Origin of the sequence: Sulfitobacter sp. D7 (assembly GCF_003611275.1) — a bacterium.
Taxonomy (GTDB): Bacteria; Pseudomonadota; Alphaproteobacteria; order Rhodobacterales; family Rhodobacteraceae; genus Sulfitobacter; species Sulfitobacter profundi.
In genome coordinates this window covers 2,715,205-2,732,883 of the sequence record NZ_CP020694.1, presented here as the reverse complement: position 1 = coordinate 2,732,883, position 17,679 = coordinate 2,715,205, and the positions used below count along the sequence as shown (strand labels likewise).

At 63.3% G+C, this 17,679-nt stretch carries 19 protein-coding genes; 17 read left to right on the top strand and 2 right to left on the bottom strand.

The features are described 5' to 3' along the window. Positions 1-324 precede the first annotated feature (324 nt). The 17 genes from ruvC (at position 325) to folD (ending at position 16,488) form a co-directional block, all read left to right on the top strand. Entirely contained in the window at positions 325-831 is a 507-nt protein-coding gene (gene ruvC / locus B5M07_RS13210) for a crossover junction endodeoxyribonuclease RuvC (RefSeq protein WP_067916382.1), read from the top strand. Continuing rightward, positions 828-1,505 carry a Holliday junction branch migration protein RuvA gene (ruvA, locus tag B5M07_RS13205; RefSeq protein WP_067626450.1) on the top strand — a complete coding sequence of 226 codons (678 nt, stop codon included), beginning with the start codon at positions 828-830 and terminating at the stop codon, positions 1,503-1,505. Before ruvC ends, ruvA begins: the two co-directional genes overlap by 4 nt. Before the next feature lie 46 nt (positions 1,506-1,551). Beyond that, a complete protein-coding gene (gene ruvB / locus B5M07_RS13200; RefSeq protein ID WP_120351655.1) occupies positions 1,552-2,571 on the top strand; it encodes a Holliday junction branch migration DNA helicase RuvB in 1,020 nt (339 codons plus the stop codon). A 31-nt stretch (positions 2,572-2,602) separates the two neighbouring features. Continuing rightward, complete coding sequence (locus B5M07_RS13195) at positions 2,603-3,226, top strand: hypothetical protein (protein ID WP_120351654.1); 624 nt, start codon at positions 2,603-2,605, stop codon at positions 3,224-3,226. Beyond that, positions 3,223-3,621: a YbgC/FadM family acyl-CoA thioesterase gene (locus tag B5M07_RS13190; RefSeq protein ID WP_067626446.1), complete on the top strand. Its 399-nt coding sequence runs from the start codon at positions 3,223-3,225 to the stop codon at positions 3,619-3,621. The genes B5M07_RS13195 and B5M07_RS13190 overlap by 4 nt, the downstream gene beginning before the upstream one ends. 119 nt (positions 3,622-3,740) lie before the next feature. Then, positions 3,741-4,436, top strand: a complete 696-nt coding sequence (gene tolQ, locus B5M07_RS13185; RefSeq protein WP_120351653.1) for a protein TolQ — start codon at positions 3,741-3,743, stop codon at positions 4,434-4,436. A 3-nt stretch (positions 4,437-4,439) separates the two neighbouring features. Beyond that, complete coding sequence (tolR, locus tag B5M07_RS13180) at positions 4,440-4,913, top strand: protein TolR (protein WP_067626442.1); 474 nt, start codon at positions 4,440-4,442, stop codon at positions 4,911-4,913. A 3-nt stretch (positions 4,914-4,916) separates the two neighbouring features. Then, positions 4,917-6,095, top strand: coding sequence for an energy transducer TonB (locus B5M07_RS13175; protein ID WP_120351652.1), 1,179 nt, complete (start codon positions 4,917-4,919; stop codon positions 6,093-6,095). Between the two features lies 1 nt (position 6,096). Then, positions 6,097-7,443: a Tol-Pal system beta propeller repeat protein TolB gene (gene tolB / locus B5M07_RS13170; protein ID WP_120351651.1), complete on the top strand. Its 1,347-nt coding sequence runs from the start codon at positions 6,097-6,099 to the stop codon at positions 7,441-7,443. A gap of 100 nt (positions 7,444-7,543) precedes the next feature. After that, positions 7,544-8,074, top strand: coding sequence for a peptidoglycan-associated lipoprotein Pal (gene pal, locus B5M07_RS13165; protein ID WP_067624244.1), 531 nt, complete (start codon positions 7,544-7,546; stop codon positions 8,072-8,074). A gap of 73 nt (positions 8,075-8,147) precedes the next feature. Beyond that, positions 8,148-9,008 carry a tol-pal system protein YbgF gene (gene ybgF, locus B5M07_RS13160; protein WP_120352268.1) on the top strand — a complete coding sequence of 287 codons (861 nt, stop codon included), beginning with the start codon at positions 8,148-8,150 and terminating at the stop codon, positions 9,006-9,008. Between the two features lie 6 nt (positions 9,009-9,014). After that, a complete protein-coding gene (gene tilS / locus B5M07_RS13155) occupies positions 9,015-10,286 on the top strand; it encodes a tRNA lysidine(34) synthetase TilS (protein WP_120351650.1) in 1,272 nt (423 codons plus the stop codon). Positions 10,287-10,387: 101 nt separating this feature from the next. Continuing rightward, a complete protein-coding gene (ftsH, locus tag B5M07_RS13150) occupies positions 10,388-12,304 on the top strand; it encodes an ATP-dependent zinc metalloprotease FtsH (protein ID WP_067942389.1) in 1,917 nt (638 codons plus the stop codon). 147 nt (positions 12,305-12,451) lie between these two features. Beyond that, entirely contained in the window at positions 12,452-13,105 is a 654-nt protein-coding gene (locus B5M07_RS13145) for a hypothetical protein (protein ID WP_120351649.1), read from the top strand. Between the two features lie 45 nt (positions 13,106-13,150). After that, a complete protein-coding gene (locus B5M07_RS13140) occupies positions 13,151-13,735 on the top strand; it encodes an MOSC domain-containing protein (RefSeq protein ID WP_120351648.1) in 585 nt (194 codons plus the stop codon). Positions 13,736-13,846: 111 nt separating this feature from the next. Next, complete coding sequence (locus tag B5M07_RS13135; protein ID WP_120351647.1) at positions 13,847-15,523, top strand: formate--tetrahydrofolate ligase; 1,677 nt, start codon at positions 13,847-13,849, stop codon at positions 15,521-15,523. 74 nt (positions 15,524-15,597) lie between these two features. Further along, positions 15,598-16,488, top strand: coding sequence for a bifunctional methylenetetrahydrofolate dehydrogenase/methenyltetrahydrofolate cyclohydrolase FolD (folD, locus tag B5M07_RS13130; RefSeq protein ID WP_120351646.1), 891 nt, complete (start codon positions 15,598-15,600; stop codon positions 16,486-16,488). On the opposite strand, the gene B5M07_RS13125 is transcribed toward folD, so the two are convergent. Together B5M07_RS13125 and pdeM are read right to left on the bottom strand one after the other, a co-directional pair. After that, the gene (locus B5M07_RS13125; protein ID WP_120351645.1) at positions 16,485-16,907 is read right to left on the bottom strand and encodes a PaaI family thioesterase; all 423 of its coding nucleotides are present in this window, start codon (positions 16,905-16,907) and stop codon (positions 16,485-16,487) included. The two genes, folD and B5M07_RS13125, sit on opposite strands and share 4 nt — an antisense overlap. Then, positions 16,904-17,575 carry a ligase-associated DNA damage response endonuclease PdeM gene (gene pdeM / locus B5M07_RS13120; RefSeq protein WP_120351644.1) on the bottom strand — a complete coding sequence of 224 codons (672 nt, stop codon included), beginning with the start codon at positions 17,573-17,575 and terminating at the stop codon, positions 16,904-16,906. The genes B5M07_RS13125 and pdeM overlap by 4 nt, the downstream gene beginning before the upstream one ends. Between the last annotated feature and the right edge of the window lie 104 nt (positions 17,576-17,679).

The window sequence follows — 17,679 nt, the reverse complement described above, 5'->3', positions numbered from 1 at the left end:
TGTCTGCAGGGGCCGAGGAAAGCGCGCCGTGCAAAACGTGATTTTCGGCAATTATGCCTGAAAAGCGCCCCGCGCAATCCCTCAAAAACGACAGCGTGCCTTGCGTTTTGTGCATAGGTCGAAATGACGGCTAACCCACTATCTTTACGGGAAAATTTCCGGCTTACTGATGTCGGTTTTGCAGCATGGAGAGGCGCAATCCGACACCGCGGTTCAAAAGCGACAGGATGCATGTCGTAAAGCGCCCGCCGCGCATCAGGGCTTTGCGATGTTCGCGTTTCGTGCTAGTGCACCAAAAAAGCAACAATTTTAACGAGGGCAGAGATGATACGGGTGATCGGCATAGATCCGGGGCTGCGCAATTTGGGCTGGGGCGTGATCGACGTCTCGGGCAGCCGAATCGCCCATGTGGCCAATGGCATCTGTCATTCCGAAGGCGATGACCTTGGCGCGCGGCTTTTGTCCTTGCACGGGCAGCTGACGCGCGTGCTGACCATGTGGCAGCCACAGGCGGCGGCGGTTGAACAGACTTTCGTGAACAAAGACGGGGCCGGGACCCTGAAGCTGGGTCAGGCGCGGGGCATCGCGATGCTGGTGCCCGCGCAGTTTGGTTTGACGGTGGGCGAATATGCCCCCAACAAGGTCAAGAAAACCGTGGTCGGCGTGGGCCACGCGGATAAGGGACAGGTGGCGCATATGGTGAAGATGCAGATGCCGGGGATCGAGATTGCAGGCCCGGATGCCGCCGATGCGCTGGCCATCGCGATCTGTCACGCGCATCACGGCGGGGCCAGCACCCTCGCGCAAGCGGTGGCGAGGGCGAGCGCATGATCGGCAAACTCTCGGGCCGCATTGACTACCGTGCCGCCGACCATGTGCTGATCGACGTGCGCGGCGTGGGGTACCTCGTCTATGTCTCTGACCGGACCATGGCCGCGCTGCCCGGTGTGGGCGAAGTCGTGGCGCTTTATACCGATCTGGTGGTGCGCGAAGACCTGATGCAACTCTTTGGCTTTCAAACGCTGGTGGAAAAGGAATGGCACCGGTTGCTGACCTCGGTTCAGGGGGTCGGGGCAAAGGCGTCGCTGGCAATCCTCGGAACGCTCGGCCCGGATGGCGTGAGCCGCGCAATCGCGCTTGGCGATTGGAACGCGGTAAAGGCCGCCAAGGGCATTGGCCCCAAAATCGCACAGCGCGTGGTGCTTGATCTCAAGGACAAGGCCCCCGGCGTGATGGCGATGACCGGCACCGTGGCCGACGCTCTGGGAGAGGCGCAGGCCGCCGCCGATGAGACCGTGATTGAAGCCGCGACCCCGCGCCCCGCGCCGAAAGCCGCCGCGCCCAATGCTTCGGCCCAGTCCGAGGCGCTTTCGGCGCTTGGCAACCTTGGCTACGGCCCCGGTGATGCGGCGGGCGCCGTGGCGCAGGCGGCGGGCGAGATGCCAGAGGCGGACACGCCGACGCTGATCCGCGCGGCGCTCAAGCTGTTGGCGCCCAAGGGGTGACGCCCCCTCTGGCAGAACCCTCCGCCCTGCGCCATAACGAGGCCCTATGACCGACATTGACCCCACCGTGCGGCCCGAGCCGATGCCCGAAGACTTTGACCGCGCTTTGCGGCCACAGATGCTGGCGGAATTTGTCGGCCAAGCCGAGGCGCGCGCGAACCTTGCCGTCTTCATCCAATCCGCCCGCCAGCGCGGCGAGGCGATGGATCACACGTTGTTTCACGGGCCTCCGGGCCTAGGCAAAACCACACTGGCGCAGATCATGGCGCGGGAGTTGGGCGTGGGCTTTCGCATGACCTCTGGCCCGGTGTTGGCCAAGGCGGGCGATTTGGCGGCGATCCTGACCAACCTCGAAGCGCGTGACGTGTTGTTTATCGACGAAATCCACCGGCTGAACCCCGCAGTGGAAGAAGTGCTGTATCCCGCGCTGGAGGATTTCGAGCTTGATCTGGTGATCGGCGAAGGGCCAGCCGCGCGGACCGTGCGGATCGAGTTACAGCCCTTCACGCTGGTCGGAGCCACCACCCGCATGGGCCTGCTGACGACGCCTTTGCGCGACCGTTTCGGCATCCCGACCCGGCTGCAATTCTACACCGAAGACGAGCTTTACATCATCGTCGACCGTAATGCCCGCAAACTGGGCGCGCCCGCCGACGAAGGCGGTGCCCGCGAGATTGCGAAACGCGCCCGCGGCACGCCGCGCATCGCGGGCCGCCTGCTGCGCCGGGTGGTGGATTTCGCGGTGGTTGAGGGCGATGGCCGCGTGACCCGCGATTTGGCCGACATGGCTCTGACGCGGCTTGGGGTCGATCATCTGGGCCTTGATGGCGCTGACCGCCGTTACCTCAAACTGATCGCAGAGAATTATCAGGGCGGCCCGGTGGGGATCGAAACCCTCTCCGCCGCGCTGTCGGAAAGCCGCGATGCGCTGGAGGAGGTGATCGAGCCGTTCCTGTTGCAGCAAGGGCTGATCCAGCGTACCCCGCGCGGCAGAATGTTGGCGGCCAAGGCTTGGACCCATCTCGGCATGGTCGCGCCCAAAGGGCAGAGCGACCTTTTCGGCTGACGCCCCCGGAGCGAAAGTAAGACTGATGACAATGACCGCAGAGCAAATCGAGACCCTTTTCACCCGCCGCGATGGGCAGTTCGCCTTTGCCCGCTGGGGCCGCCCCATTGCGCCGGTGGCCTTTGGGATCGAAGAGGCGGCGCTGCCAGTGGTGAAAGGCGCGCTTGAGGCTGTTGCCAAGCTCGCCGGACACGACATGGTCGAGACCGATCCCGAACTGGGCAGCAATCTGATGATGTTCTTCTTCGCCGATTGGGCAGAGCTTTTGGACGTGCCGGGGATGGACGGGCTGGTGCCGGATCTCGCAGGGCAGGTCGAACGCTTGCAGGCCGCTGGGGCCAATCAGTACCGTTTCTTCCGCTTTGAAGAAAACGGCGCGATCAAGGCGGCCTTTGTCTTCCTGCGCATGGACGACAGCTTGCGCGATATGTCGGCGCAAGTCTTGGCGCTGAGCCAAGCGGTGCAGGTCATCCTGCTCTGGTCCGAGGACGCCTTTGCCGAGCAGTCGCCGCTGGCGCTGGCCGATGAGGCGCTGGTGCTGCGGCCCGAGGTCGCCGATGTGATCCGCGCGGCCTATGACCCGGTGATGCCATCCGCCGCTAACGATCCCAGCCATGCGCTGCGCCTTGCCGCGCGGGTGCAGGTGCCGTCATGAGCCATACCTTTCCAGTCCGCATTTTCTACGAAGACACCGACATGGCGGGCGTGGTCTATTACGCCAACTACCTGCGCTATATCGAACGGGCGCGCTCGGATATCGTCGAACAGATTGGCCTTGATCAACGCGCCATGCGCGATGAAGGGCTGGTCTTTGTCGTGACGCGGGTAGAGGCGGATTATCTGGGTGCCGCACGCTTTGGCGACCGGTTGGAGGTGCAGACCACCCATCAGGCCGAAGGGCCGGTCCGGTGGGTGTTCGACCAAGACGTGTTGCGCGATGGCAAGGTCATCTTTCGCGCCAAAGTCACCGCCGTTTGCATGACCACAGCGGGTAAACCCACCCGTTTGCCAGCGAAACTCCGCCTGTCGGACGGCGATCCTGCGGCGTGATACCATAATTCTGGCAATCTCGGTTGCAGTCCGTTAGCTTTGCTCCAAATTGAGGCCAGAAAAATACGGCCCGAGAGGCAGAATGCCCCAAAGGGGCGGCAGTAAAAGAGCATAGTTAAATGGAAGCAGAGACGCTGGCATTGGCACAGGGGATGGATTTTTCCCTGTGGGGTCTGTTCGCGAAGGCGACAGTCACGGTCAAACTTGTAATGATCATGCTGATCGGGGCCTCTTTCTGGTCTTGGTCGATCATCGTTCAAAAGACCATCCAGTACCGCAAAGCCCGTGCCGAGGCCGCGCAGTTCGATCAGGCGTTCTGGTCGGGCGAGCCGCTCGACGGGCTCTTTGACACCATCGGCGCTGACCCGGATGGACCTTCGGAAAAGATCTTCGCCGCTGGCATGTCCGAATGGCGCCGTTCGCACCGTGAAGATGGCGCGCTGATCCCCGGTGCCACTGCCCGGATCGACCGCTCCATGGACGTGGCCATCGCCAAAGAGGCAGAGCGTCTGCAAAAGGGGCTGCCGGTGCTGGCGACCGTCGGGTCCACCGCGCCCTTCGTCGGCCTGTTCGGGACGGTTTTCGGCATCATGAACTCTTTCATCGAGATCGCAGCCCAGCAGAACACCAACCTCGCCGTCGTCGCCCCCGGTATTGCCGAGGCGCTTTTGGCGACCGGCATCGGCCTCCTCGCCGCGATCCCGGCGGTTGTGTTCTACAACAAGCTGAGCGCCGACAGTGACCGCATCCTTGGCAATTACGAGGCTTTCTCGGACGAATTCGCCACCATCCTCAGCCGCCAGTTGGACAGCTAAGCCATGGGCGCAGGTGTCATGAAAAAACAAGGCGGCAAGGGGCGGCGTCGCGGACGCGCGCAACCGATGGCCGAGATCAACGTCACGCCTTTCGTCGATGTGATGCTGGTGCTCTTGATCATCTTCATGGTCGCGGCTCCGCTGCTGACTGTGGGCGTGCCGGTGGAATTGCCCAAGACCGCCGCCACGGCCCTGCCATCCGAGCAGGAAGAGCCGCTGACCGTTACGCTCACCGCCGAGGGGGCCGTGCAAATCCAAACCACCGACACACCCCGCGACCAACTGATTACCAAGCTGCGGGCGATTGCCTCTGAACGGGCCAGCGACCGGGTGTTTTTGCGCGCGGATGGCAAAGTGTCTTATGCGCAGGTCATGGAAGTCATGGGCGCGCTCAACGCAGGCGGCTTTTCCAACATCGGTCTGGTGACCGACATCGGTGGCCCGGCGTTGGACGGCAGCGACACGTCGGGTGGCTGAGCGGTGCATACCGGGCATTACATATCAGGTGCCGGGCATCTGGGTCTTATCGGCTGGCTGTTGTTTGGAAGCATCTTCACCTCCGAGCCTGAGCCCGTTGAGATGACCGAGGTCTCGGTGATCTCGGCCGCCGAATATGACGCGCTGGTCGCGGCCCAGCAGCCGCCCGCGTCGGCCACCGAAGTGGCCCAGCCCGCGCCGCCTGAGGTAAGCGAACAGACCCCCGAGGTGACGGCGGAGCCGGACACGCAGATCGAACAGCCAGAGCCGGTGCAGACCGAAACCCCGCCCGAAGACCTCCCCCCCGAGGTGACGGAGCTGGAGTTGCCGCCGCAGACCCAAGTGGATGACACGCCGCCCGAAATGAACGAGCCGGTGGGCGATACCGCCGTGCTGGTGCCCGAAATCGCGCCCGAAGCCCGCCCGCGCGAAGCGCCCCGCGTGGCCCCCGAACCGGTAGAGCAGCCTGACCCCGAACTGCGCCCCGATCTGGACGAGCAGCCCGCCGTCGCGCCGGATGCCGAAGCCGAGGCGGAAACCGTCGTGGAAGAGCCGCAAGAGGCCCGCACGCCTGAGGACAGCACAACCGAGATCGTCACCGAAGCCGACAAAGCGCCGGCGGCTTCTGCGCGTCCGCCGGGCCGCCGCCCGACACCGCCGCCGCCTGTCGAGGTGGCCGAGGCACCGGAAGAACCCGCCGAGACGCCAGCGCCCGCCCCGACGCCCGAACCAACGCCCGAGCCTGAGCCAACCCCGGAGCCCGTTGAGGAACCCACGACCTCCAGCTCGACCGAAGATGCCATCGCGGATGCGCTGAGCGAAGTCTTGGGCCAGCCAGAGACAACCGCGCCCGTGCCAAGCGGCCCGCCGCTGTCATCCGGTGAGCGCGAGTCTTTGCGCGTTGCGGTATCGGCCTGCTGGAACATCGGCGCGCTGTCGACCGAAGCGGCGCGTACCACGGTCGTGGTCGGCATGCAGATGAACACCGACGGCACGCCCGTGGCCAGTTCGATCCGATTGCTGAGTTCCAGCGGCGGCAGCGACACCGCCGCGCGGCAAGCCTTTGAAGCCGCGAAACGCGCGGTCATTCGTTGCGGCAGCAGCGGTTACAAACTGCCGCAGGAAAAATACAGCCAATGGCAAGACATCGAGATGACATTCGACCCAATGAGGAGCCGATAACATGCTGACTAGACTTCTGGGACTACTGGCGCTCTGCGCCACGGCGGCCACGCTCACGCTGGCCCCCAATGCGTCGCAGGCCCAACCGCTGCGCATCGTGATCGACGACCCGACGATTGAGCCTTTGCCCTTTGCCGTGCCCAGCTTTCAGCCTGAAAGCGGTGAGGCCGGGCAACTGGCCGTCGATCTGGCGCGCGTCGTCTCAGAAGACCTGACCGGCACGGGCCTTTTCCGCGAAATCCCGGCCAGCGCCTATATCTCGACCGTCAGCGACTTTAACGCGCCGGTGGAATATGCCGACTGGAAAGCGATCAACGCGCAGGCGCTGATCACCGGGGCGGTCAATGTCACCGGCAACAGCGTGAATGTGAAGTTCCGCGTCTACGATGTCTTCTCGGGCGAGGAATTGCTCGACAGCAGTGGGCAGGGCGGTCTGCAATTCAGCGGCACCGTCGATGGCTGGCGCCGCATGGCGCATAAGGTGGCCGATGCGGTTTACAGCCGGATCACCGGCGAGGGCGGCTATTTCGACAGCCGTGTTGTCTTTGTTTCCGAAACCGGGCCGAAGGACGACCGCCAGAAGCGTTTGGCGGTAATGGACTACGACGGGGCCAACCTGAAGTACCTGACCGATTCCGGCTCCATCGTGCTTGCCCCGCGATTCTCTCCCAGCGGTGACCGGGTGCTCTATACCAGCTACGAAAGCGGTTTCCCGCGCATTTATGTGCTGGACATCGGCACCGTCCAACGCCGCGCGCTGCAAAGCGCCGAAGGCTCCATGGCCTTTGCGCCACGCTTCTCGCCCAGTGGTCAAACGGTTGTCTATTCGCTGAGCCAAGGCGGCAATACCGATATCTTCTCGATGGATATCAACAGCGGCCAATCGGTGCGCCTGACCAATACCCCCGCCATTGAGACGGCACCCAGCTTCTCTCCCGATGGCAGCAGAATCGTCTTTGAGAGCGACCGTTCCGGCAGTCCGCAGCTTTACGTCATGCCCGCCACAGGCGGAGAGGCGACGCGGATTTCCTTTGGCGAAGGGCGTTATGGCACGCCCGTTTGGTCGCCGCGCGGGGATTTGGTGGCTTTCACCAAGCAGAACAAGGGCCGTTTCCACATCGGCGTGATGCGGCTTGATGGCTCCGAAGAGCGCCTGCTGACCGCCTCTTTTCTTGATGAAGGTCCGACTTGGGCGCCCAATGGCCGGGTGATCATGTTCGCCCGCGAAACCCAAGGGGCAGGCGGGTCGTCCTCGCTCTATTCGGTCGATATTTCGGGGCGCAACCTCAAGCCGGTGCGTACGCCCGAAGGCGGCTCTGACCCCTCTTGGTCACCGCTGCAGCAGTAACGTTTTCCAGACCTCCCATACGGGCGCGGGCAATTCCAATGATCCCGCGCCTGTGTTAACACCAGCAACAACAACGCCACCACAGAGAAGGCAGACCCCCATGAAACGCATTTTGACCAGCACGCTTTTGATTTCCGCATTGGCCGTGTCGGCCTGTACAAACCCCGACCGTTTTGGTGCCGATGGCATGGGCGGGGCCGGGGCCAATGCAGGCGCAGGGGTCAACGCCGGCGTGGTGCCGGGCAGCGCGAACGACCCCACCTCCACCGCCTATTTCCAGCAGGCTGTCGGCGACCGGGTGCTGTTCCTCGTGGACCAATCCACGCTGACCGACCAAGGCCGTGCCACGCTCGACGGGCAGGTGGCTTGGCTGCAGACCAATACGGATTATCAAGCCGTGATCGAGGGTCACGCGGATGAGCAGGGCACCCGTGAATACAACATCGCGCTTGGCGGTCGTCGTGCCAATGCCGTGCGCGAGTATATGATTTCCCGCGGTGTTGCGGCTTCGCGTCTCAAGACCATCAGCTACGGCAAAGAGCGCCCGATCGAGATTTGCTCGGAAGAGGCCTGCTATGCCAAAAACCGCCGCGCCGTGACCGTTCTGGCCGGTGGCGCACTGACCAGCTAATCGCGGCGACAGTCCAAGCAATGACCAATCCAAGGAGGCCGATGTGCTGAAGCGATATATCTTCGTGGCGGTGATGGGGCTGATGACCGCCCCCGCCGCGCTTATGGCGCAGGACAACGATCAGACGCTGGCGGACATCCGCCAGCAGTTGACCGCGCTGAGTGTCGAGGTGCAAAAGCTGCGCCGCGAACTTTCAACCACGGGCGGCGGCTCGGTTGAGACCGGCGGCAGCTCCGTGCTTGAGCGTGTCGGCACCATGGAAAGCGAATTGCAACGCCTCACCTCCAAGACCGAAGAGATGGAGAACCGGATCAACCGGATCGTTGCCGATGGCACCAACCGGATCGGGGATCTGGAATACCGTCTGGTTGAGCTTGAAGGCGGCGATCTGGGCACGCTTGGAGAGACCTCGACCCTCGGCGGAGGGGAGGCCCCAACCGTGGTCGCACCCGCCCCCGAGGCCGACCGCGAGGTGGTCGAGATGACCCCCGGCAGCGGTGGCGCGGCACCTTCAAACGGCATCATCACCCCCATCAACGAAGCAGAGCTGGCGGTCAGCGAGAAGACCGATTTCGAGCGGGCGCAGGGGGCGCTCGCAAACGGTGACTTTCGCAGCGCCGCCGATCTCTTTGCGACCTTCAGTCAGACCTATCCCGGTGGTCCGTTAGCCGCCGAAGCCGAGATGCGCCGCGGCGAAGCGCTGACCGGTTTGGGCGACAACCGCGAAGCGGCTCGTGCCTATCTCGCGGCCTTCAGCACCGATCCCGAAGGGCCGGTGGCACCGCAGTCGCTGTTTGAGTTGGGGCGCGCGCTTGGCGTGTTGGAGCAAACACAAGAGGCCTGCGTGACCCTCGCGGAGGTTGCTGTGCGTTTCCCGGGCGCCCCGCAGGTGAGCCAAGCCGAAGCGCAGCGCCAGACGCTGGGTTGTTCCTAACCGCTGATGACTGCGCCTGCCGCGACGGCTGATGCAGCGCTGGCCAAGGGGCTGCTGGCGGGGCTAGGCGGTGCGCTGCCCCCCCGCCTTGGCGTTGCAGTCTCGGGCGGGGGCGATTCCATGGCTCTGCTGTCGCTGTTGCATGGGCTTTCGGCAGCGGCGGGCACAGATCTTGAAACCGTGACTGTCGACCATGGTCTGCGCCCCGAAGCCGCCGGAGAGGCCGCCTTCGTCGCGCGACGTGCCAGCGCTCTGGGCCTGTCGCATGAAACACTGCGCTGGCGTGGGTGGGACGGTCAAGGCAACCTCCAAAACGCGGCGCGTGAGGCGCGGTATCGGCTGATGGCCGATTGGGCAGAGCGGCGCGGGCTGCCCTGCGTGGCGCTTGGCCATACGGCGGACGATCAGGCCGAAACGGTGCTGATGCGATTGGCCCGGCGGTCGGGGGTGGACGGCCTGTCGGCCATGGCGCCGCGCAGCAACCGGCACGGCATCACATGGCTGCGCCCGCTGCTTTTTGCCCGACGTGAGGCATTGCGAGGGCATCTGAGGCGCGCGGCCGTTGAGTGGGTCGACGACCCCAGCAACGATGACCCGCGTTTCGCCCGCATTCAAACCCGTCAAAGTCTTGCCGCCCTCGCGCCGCTTGGCATCGACGTAGAGGCCTTGGCCGAGGTGGCGCGCAACATGGCCACCGCCCGGGAGGCGCTGAAAAGCCAGACCGACAGAACGGCAGGCGATATTCTGCGCATGGAGGCGGGCGCACAGGTGATGCAGGCCGAGGGCTTTTTTGCCGCGCCCGAAGAGATCCGCCGCCGCTTGATGATTCATGCGCTTGGGCAGGTCAACGGCGGCACCTACCCCCCGCGCCGCGGCCCCGTGGCGGCCCTGATCGCGGGGTTGGCCGAGGGGCAGGCGGCCACGCTGGGGGGCTGTCAGGCGCTGCTTCGGCGCGGTGAAATCTGGGTCTTTCGGGAATATAACGCGGTGCACGACCTGCGGGTGCCTGCGGATCAGCTTTGGGACCGGCGCTGGCGTGCGACGCCCCCAGAGGGGCTGCCGCAGGGCGCTGAATTGCGGGCCTTGGGGGCCGAGGGCCTTGCCCAATGCCCCGATTGGCGCAGCCTCGGGCGGCCCCGTGCTATGCTGCTGTCGACCCCGGCGATCTGGCAGGGCGCGCGCCTGCTTGCAGCGCCCCTTGCCGGGCTGGACGAGAAATGGCATGTCCAGCGCGAAAGCGGCGTGGAATGCAACGAAACCGCGCCATTATCGCATTGAACATGAGCGCATCATGTCTATCTTAGTGTGGTGGTTGCCCGAACGGGCGCCCCTTGGGTCGCGGGACTTGCCCGCGGCCATGTGAATTTAGGAGAATTCCCTTGGGAAATGTTCGTAACCTCGCCTTCTGGGTTGTCCTGATGTTGCTGGTACTGGCGCTGTTCAACCTGTTCAGCGGGTCCAGCGGGTCGCTGCAAAACAATGAGGTCAGCTATTCCGAATTCGTCACCTCCGTACAGGATGGTGATGTCCGTAATGTGACATTGGATGGCGAGCAGGTTCGGTTCCGCAAGGCGGATGGCGCCGACTACCTGACGATCAAACCCGGCGATGCCGAGTTGACCCAGCTTTTGATCTCCAACGATATTCCGGTCAAAGCGCGTCCGCAGCAACAGTCTGGTTTCCAGACTTTCCTGATGTCGCTTCTGCCCATCGCGCTGCTGATCGGTGTGTGGATCTACTTCATGAACCGCATGCAGGGCGGCGGCAAAGGCGGGGCGATGGGCTTTGGCAAATCCAAGGCCAAGATGCTGACCGAAAAGCAGGGCCGCGTGACCTTTGACGACGTGGCGGGCATCGATGAGGCCAAGGAAGAGCTTGAGGAAATCGTCGAATTCCTGCGCAACCCGCAGAAATTCTCGCGCCTTGGCGGCAAGATCCCCAAAGGCGCGTTGCTGGTGGGCCCTCCGGGCACCGGTAAGACGCTGCTGGCCCGCGCCATCGCGGGTGAGGCGGGCGTGCCCTTCTTCACTATCTCCGGCTCCGACTTTGTCGAGATGTTCGTCGGTGTCGGTGCATCCCGTGTGCGCGACATGTTCGAACAGGCCAAGAAAAACGCCCCCTGTATCGTCTTCATCGACGAGATTGACGCCGTCGGTCGTCACAGGGGTGCAGGCTATGGCGGTGGCAATGACGAGCGTGAGCAGACCTTGAACCAGCTTCTGGTCGAGATGGACGGTTTTGAGAGCAACGAAGGTGTCATCATCCTCGCCGCGACCAACCGCCGTGACGTACTTGACCCCGCGCTGCTGCGTCCGGGCCGTTTTGACCGTCAGGTGACCGTGCCGAACCCCGACATCAAGGGCCGCGAAAAGATCCTCTCGGTTCACGCGCGCAAGACCCCGCTGGGGCCGGATGTTGACCTGCGCATTATCGCGCGCGGCACGCCGGGCTTTTCGGGCGCGGACTTGGCGAACCTCGTGAACGAGGCAGCACTTATGGCTGCCCGTGTCGGTCGCCGTTTCGTCACCATGGTCGATTTCGAACAGGCCAAGGACAAGGTGATGATGGGCCCAGAGCGCCGCTCGATGGTGATGACCGCCGAGCAGAAGGAAATGACCGCTTACCACGAAGCTGGTCACGCGCTGGTCGGCATGACGCTGCCCAAATGCGACCCGGTCTACAAAGCCACGATTATCCCGCGCGGTGGCGCGCTTGGCATGGTGATGAGCCTGCCTGAGATCGACCGGCTGAACATGTTCAAGGACGAATGCCACCAGCGCTTGGCCATGGCCATGGCCGGCAAGGCGGCGGAAATCCATAAATACGGCCCCGATTCCGTGTCGAATGGTCCGGCGGGCGACATCCAGCAGGCTTCTGCGCTGGCGCGCGCGATGGTTCTGCAATGGGGCATGTCCGATAAGGTCGGCAACATCGACTATTCCGAAGCCGCGCAGGGCTATCAGGGCAATACCGCTGGGTTCTCCGTCTCGGCCAACACCAAGGAGTTGGTTGAAAAAGAGGTGCAGCAGTTCATCCAAGACGGCTATGACCATGCGATGAAAATCATCTCGGAGAAAGAGGTGGAGTTCGAGCGTCTGGCCCAAGGTCTGCTGGAATATGAGACCCTCACCGGCGATGAGATCAAACGTGTCATGGATGGTCTGCCGCCTGCCGAAGACTCCGATGACGACAACTCCGACGCGGGCAGCGCACCCAGCGTCACCGCGATCCCCAAGGCGAAGGGCAAGAAAACCCCGCCGAAGGATGGCGGAATGGAGCCTGAACCTTCGGTGTGATCCGGCCTGCGACCCTATGAAAGACCCCGCTTCGGCGGGGTTTTTTCGTTTTGGGCTGACCCTTGGGCAATGGGCGGAAATTCCCCTATCGCTTCACAGCCGCTACCGCGTTAGACAGGGGTGGAATTCCTAACCTGCCGGGGTCTTATGCGCCGCATCCTCTCTGCCCTTGCCGTTCTCTTTGCGCTTACCGGCGGTCCGGCTTGGGCCGATCCGCAGACCTACGCCGTGGCATTGGGCGGGCGTCAGTTGGGCACGTTGCAGTTCAACGGTCAAATCCGGAGCGCGGCGTTTTTGTTGTCTCTCAACAACGCCCCTTTCGGCATCAAGAACGGCAGCTTCAATGCGGTCACCCAGTCTAACGGGAACACGGCCAGCTATCTGGGTGCGAACCGGGGGAGCGAGACGCGCGATATCGAGATTGACCGGACGGCGGGGCGGGTCACCTCGGTTGAAATCACGCCGTCTTCGGAAATGACGGAACTGTCGGATGCCAAAGCGGTGCCGCCCGGCGTCCTCTTCCCGCCTGAGCTTTTCGCCGCCCTTGCCACTGGCAATAGCTGCCCCTCTCCGCTGGCGCTCTACGATGGCCGCCGCGTGGTCCAAGTCGCGACCCAAGAGGTCCGTGAGGAAGGCCCTGCCGTACATTGCGATATGTCTTACCGCGTTGTCATGGGGCCGGGCTATGTCTCTCCCTTTTATCTAAAATCCTTCGGGATGGCGCTTGTCTATACCGCGGGCACCCTCACCAAGGCGTCATTGAGCGGTGGCGGATTTAAGGTGCATTTGATCCGACAGTGAGCCTAGGGTTCAGCAGTCACCCAAACCACCCCGAAGGACCGCATGATGCCCGAGCTACGCAAGACAGACCATGTCGCCGAAATCACCTGGCTGGGTATGGTCCCTCAGGATCGCGAAAACATCCGCTCGATCGCGATGGATCAGGCGCGGGCGACCTATGCAGGCTTTGAGGGGGATTTCCACGCCGGGCTGACCCGTCCGGCCTGCGTCCGCGTGCGCAACCTGCATCCTAAGGGCACGGAAATTCGCAATACCCGCCAGTTGTCTATCCTCTCGGCCGAAGAGATGGCGCAGATTGCCGCCGCCATGGACCTGCCTGAGCTTGACCCGACCCTGCTGGGCGCGTCGATTATCCTCAAAGGCATCCCGGACTTTACGCTCGTCCCGCCCGGATCGCGGCTGCAAAACGCACATGGCGCCACCTTGGTGGTGGATATCGAAAATGGCCCCTGCAATCTGCCCGCGCGTGAGATTGAGGTTGACGCCCCCGGCCATGGCAAGGGCTTCAAACCCGCCGCGCAGGGCAAACGCGGCGTGACCGCTTGGGTCGAGCGGGAAGGGCCGCTGGCCGTGGGCGACAGGTTGACGCTTTTCGTGCCGAACCAGCCCGTCTGGCCCCACCTCGGCTGACCGCGCGCCGTTTCGCGATGCTTGAGTGTCGGAAACACGGCCCCCCGTCGGGGTCTTGTCGCGCTATGGCTAAGGAATAAAAATCGCCACCAACGGCAACAGGGGACTCTCATGGCTTTCAAAACCGACATTCAAATCGCCCGCGAAGCGGCGAAACGCCCTATCCAAGAGATCGGCGAAAAGCTGGGCATCTCCAGCGACGACCTGCTGCCCTATGGCCATGACAAGGCAAAGGTAAGCCAGACGTTCATCGATTCCGTCCAAGACCGGCCGAACGGCAAGTTGATCCTCGTCACCGCGATCAACCCCACGCCAGCGGGAGAGGGCAAGACCACCACCACTGTTGGGCTCGGCGATGGATTGAACCGGATCGGCAAAAAGGCGGCGGTCTGCATCCGCGAAGCCTCCCTCGGGCCGAACTTTGGGATGAAGGGCGGGGCGGCAGGCGGCGGCTATGCCCAGATCGTGCCGATGGAAGAGATGAACCTGCATTTCACCGGCGACTTTCATGCCATCACCAGCGCTCATAACCTGCTGGCGGCGATGATCGACAACCACATCTACTGGGGCAACGAGCTTGAGATCGACACCCGCCGCGTCGTTTGGCGGCGCGTGGTCGACATGAACGACCGCGCCCTGCGCCAGATCACCGCATCCTTGGGCGGCGTGCCCAACGGTTTCCCGCGCGAGACGGGGTTCGACATCACCGTCGCCTCCGAGGTCATGGCGATCCTCTGCCTGTCCAAGAACCTCAGCGATCTGCAAGAGCGCCTTGGCGCGATGATCGTGGCCTACCGCCGCGACCGCAGCCCGGTCTATGCCCGCGACCTCAAGGCGGATGGGGCCATGACGGTGCTCTTGAAAGATGCGATGCAGCCCAACCTCGTCCAAACGCTGGAGAACAACCCGGCCTTCGTGCATGGCGGCCCATTTGCCAATATCGCGCACGGCTGCAACTCGGTCATCGCCACGACCACAGCGCTGAAACTGGCGGATTACGTGGTGACAGAGGCGGGCTTTGGTGCCGATCTCGGGGCCGAAAAATTCATGAACATCAAGTGCCGCAAGGCGGGGCTCGCGCCATCGGTGGTCGTGGTTGTGGCCACGGTGCGGGCGATGAAGATGAACGGCGGCGTGGCGAAAGCGGACCTTGGGGCGGAAAATGTAGAGGCGGTGCAAAAAGGCTGCGCCAACCTCGGCCGCCATATCGAGAACGTAAAATCCTTTGGCGTGCCCGTGGTCGTGGCGATCAACCATTTCGTCACCGACACCGACGCCGAAGTCGCCACGGTCAAGGACTATGTCGCGGCCCAAGGGGCGGAGGCGATCCTGTCGCGCCATTGGGAGTTGGGTTCCGAAGGCTCTGCCGATCTTGCCACCCGCGTGGCCGAGATTGCCGATGGTGATCACGCGAACTTTGCCCCGCTCTATGCCGACGAGATGCCGCTTTTCGAAAAGATCGAGACCATCGCCAAACGCATCTACCGCGCCGACGAGGTGCTGGCCGATCAAAAGGTGCGCAATCAGTTAAAAGACTGGGAGGCACAGGGCTATGGCGATCTGCCGGTCTGTATGGCCAAGACCCAGTACAGCTTCTCGACCGATCCCGACCTGCGCGGCGCGCCCACAGGCTTCAGCGTGCCAATCCGCGAGGTGCGGCTTTCGGCGGGGGCGGGGTTCGTCGTCGTGATCTGCGGAGAGATCATGACCATGCCGGGCCTGCCTCGGGTGCCTTCTGCGGAGGCAATTAAGCTCAACGCCGATGGCGATGTGGAGGGATTGTTCTAAGGCGGGTTGCAATGCCCCGCCGTCGCGGTGATGTAGGGCGTGTTCAACGTGCAGCGAGCGAAAGTGAGACGGATATGACAGCGACAATCATCGACGGCAAAGCCTTTGCAGCAACGGTGCGTGACAAGGTGGCGGGCCATGTCGCCCGGCTGACGACGGATCACGGCATCACGCCGGGCCTTGCCGTGGTGCTGGTGGGGGAAGACCCGGCAAGCCAAGTCTACGTCCGCTCCAAGGGCAAAATGACCCGCGAGGTCGGCATGAAATCGGTCGAACACAAGCTGCCCGCGACTGTGGATCAGGACGACCTGCTCAAGCTGATCGACGCGCTGAACAACGACCCCGAGATACACGGCATTCTCGTACAACTTCCGCTTCCGGATCATCTTGATGAAGCCCGCGTGGTCAACGCCGTCTCGCCCGCCAAGGACGTGGACGGTTTCCACATCTCCAACGTCGGGCTGCTGGGCACGGGGCAGAAAAGCATGGTGCCCTGCACCCCGCTTGGCTGCCTGATGATGCTCCGGGACCACCATGGCGATCTGTCGGGGATGAACGCGGTGGTTGTCGGCCGCTCAAACATCGTGGGCAAACCGATGGCGCAGTTGCTCTTGGGGGATAGCTGCACCGTGACCATCGCGCACAGCCGCACCCGCGACTTGCCAGAAGTGGTGCGCCGCGCCGATATCGTCGTCGCCGCCGTTGGCCGCCCCGAGATGGTGCCGGGCGATTGGATCAAAGAGGGCGCCACGGTGATCGACGTGGGCATCAACCGGATTGAGACTGGCGAAAAGACCAAACTGGTCGGCGACGTGGATTTCGACAGTGCCAGCCAACGCGCCGGGGCCATCACACCCGTGCCGGGTGGCGTTGGGCCGATGACCATCGCTTGCCTGCTGGCCAATACGGTTACTGCCTGCTGCCGCGCCAACGGGTTGGAAGAACCCGAAGGGCTGACCGCCTAAGAGGCAGACACAGGCACGATGGTGCCCTGCAGGATGGCGATGAGCTTGGCCGCGCCATCCGTCTCCGCATGCACCTCTGCGGTTACGACACAAAGCCGCCGGCCCGGTTTTACCACCCGGCCCGTGGCAATCAGCCGGTCCCCACGGGCGGGGGCCAGCAGGTTGATCTTGATCTCAGACGTGACAACATCAACCTCCGGCGGCAGCATGCTCAACGCTGCATAACCAGCCGCGGAATCGCCGATGGAAAATGTCAGCCCCGCATGGCCAAAACCCTGCTGCTGCATCGCGCCGGGCAGGACCGGTGCCGTGACCCGGACCAAACCGGGCTGCACGTCGATGATCTCCGCCCCCAAGGTTTGCATCATGGTCTGTTTGCCAAAGCTCTCCCGCACCCGGTGTTCAATCTGGTCCATCATCTCGCCTTTCCGGGCATGGGGATCGCCACTGGTTGCGCGCCTGTCAGCACCGCGCAGGCTTCCGGCCCCATCAAATCACAAAGCACCCGCGACTGGCTGCGCAGCCCGCCGGTATAGGTGCCATATGCAGGCAGGATCAGCCGCTTGCTGTCAAACAGAAAGGCCGGACGCGAGATGCTGCGGCCCCGCGCACGGATCGATGCCTTAGGATGATAATGCCCCGACACCTCGCCCCGGCCCTCGCTCGCGGCGATATGCCGAAAGGTCAGCGGGCCGAGCGCTATCTCTCCCAAATGCGTGCCGCCCAAGCCTACGGGGCCGGGATCATGATTGCCCTCAATCCAATCCCACCGCCGTCCGGCTTGCAGGCCCAGTATCCACAACCGCTCTTCCTCTGGCAGCGCTCGCGCCGCGCCAAGGTCGTCGAAACTATCGCCAAGGCAGATCACATGTCGCGCCTGCGTAAAGGACAGATCCGCTGCCAGACGGTTCAACGTATCGCGGGTCTCATAAGGCGGCAGTGCCGACCCGCCGCGCCGCGCGATCCGCTCAGACTTGCCCAGATGCAGGTCGCTTACGCATAGCAAATCCCGGTCGCGCCACAAAAGCGCGCCAGAGCCAAGCGCGGTAAGCGCCGCGCCGGCGAATGAAAAATTAAGGCTGTTCATCCTTTGTTCATCTGAGATCGCCGCCGATTTGGCAAGGGGATAAACGCGATTGTCAGAAGACCGGAAACGGCAGCGCAGCGGTATTTAAGAAAGGATGAAAGGTA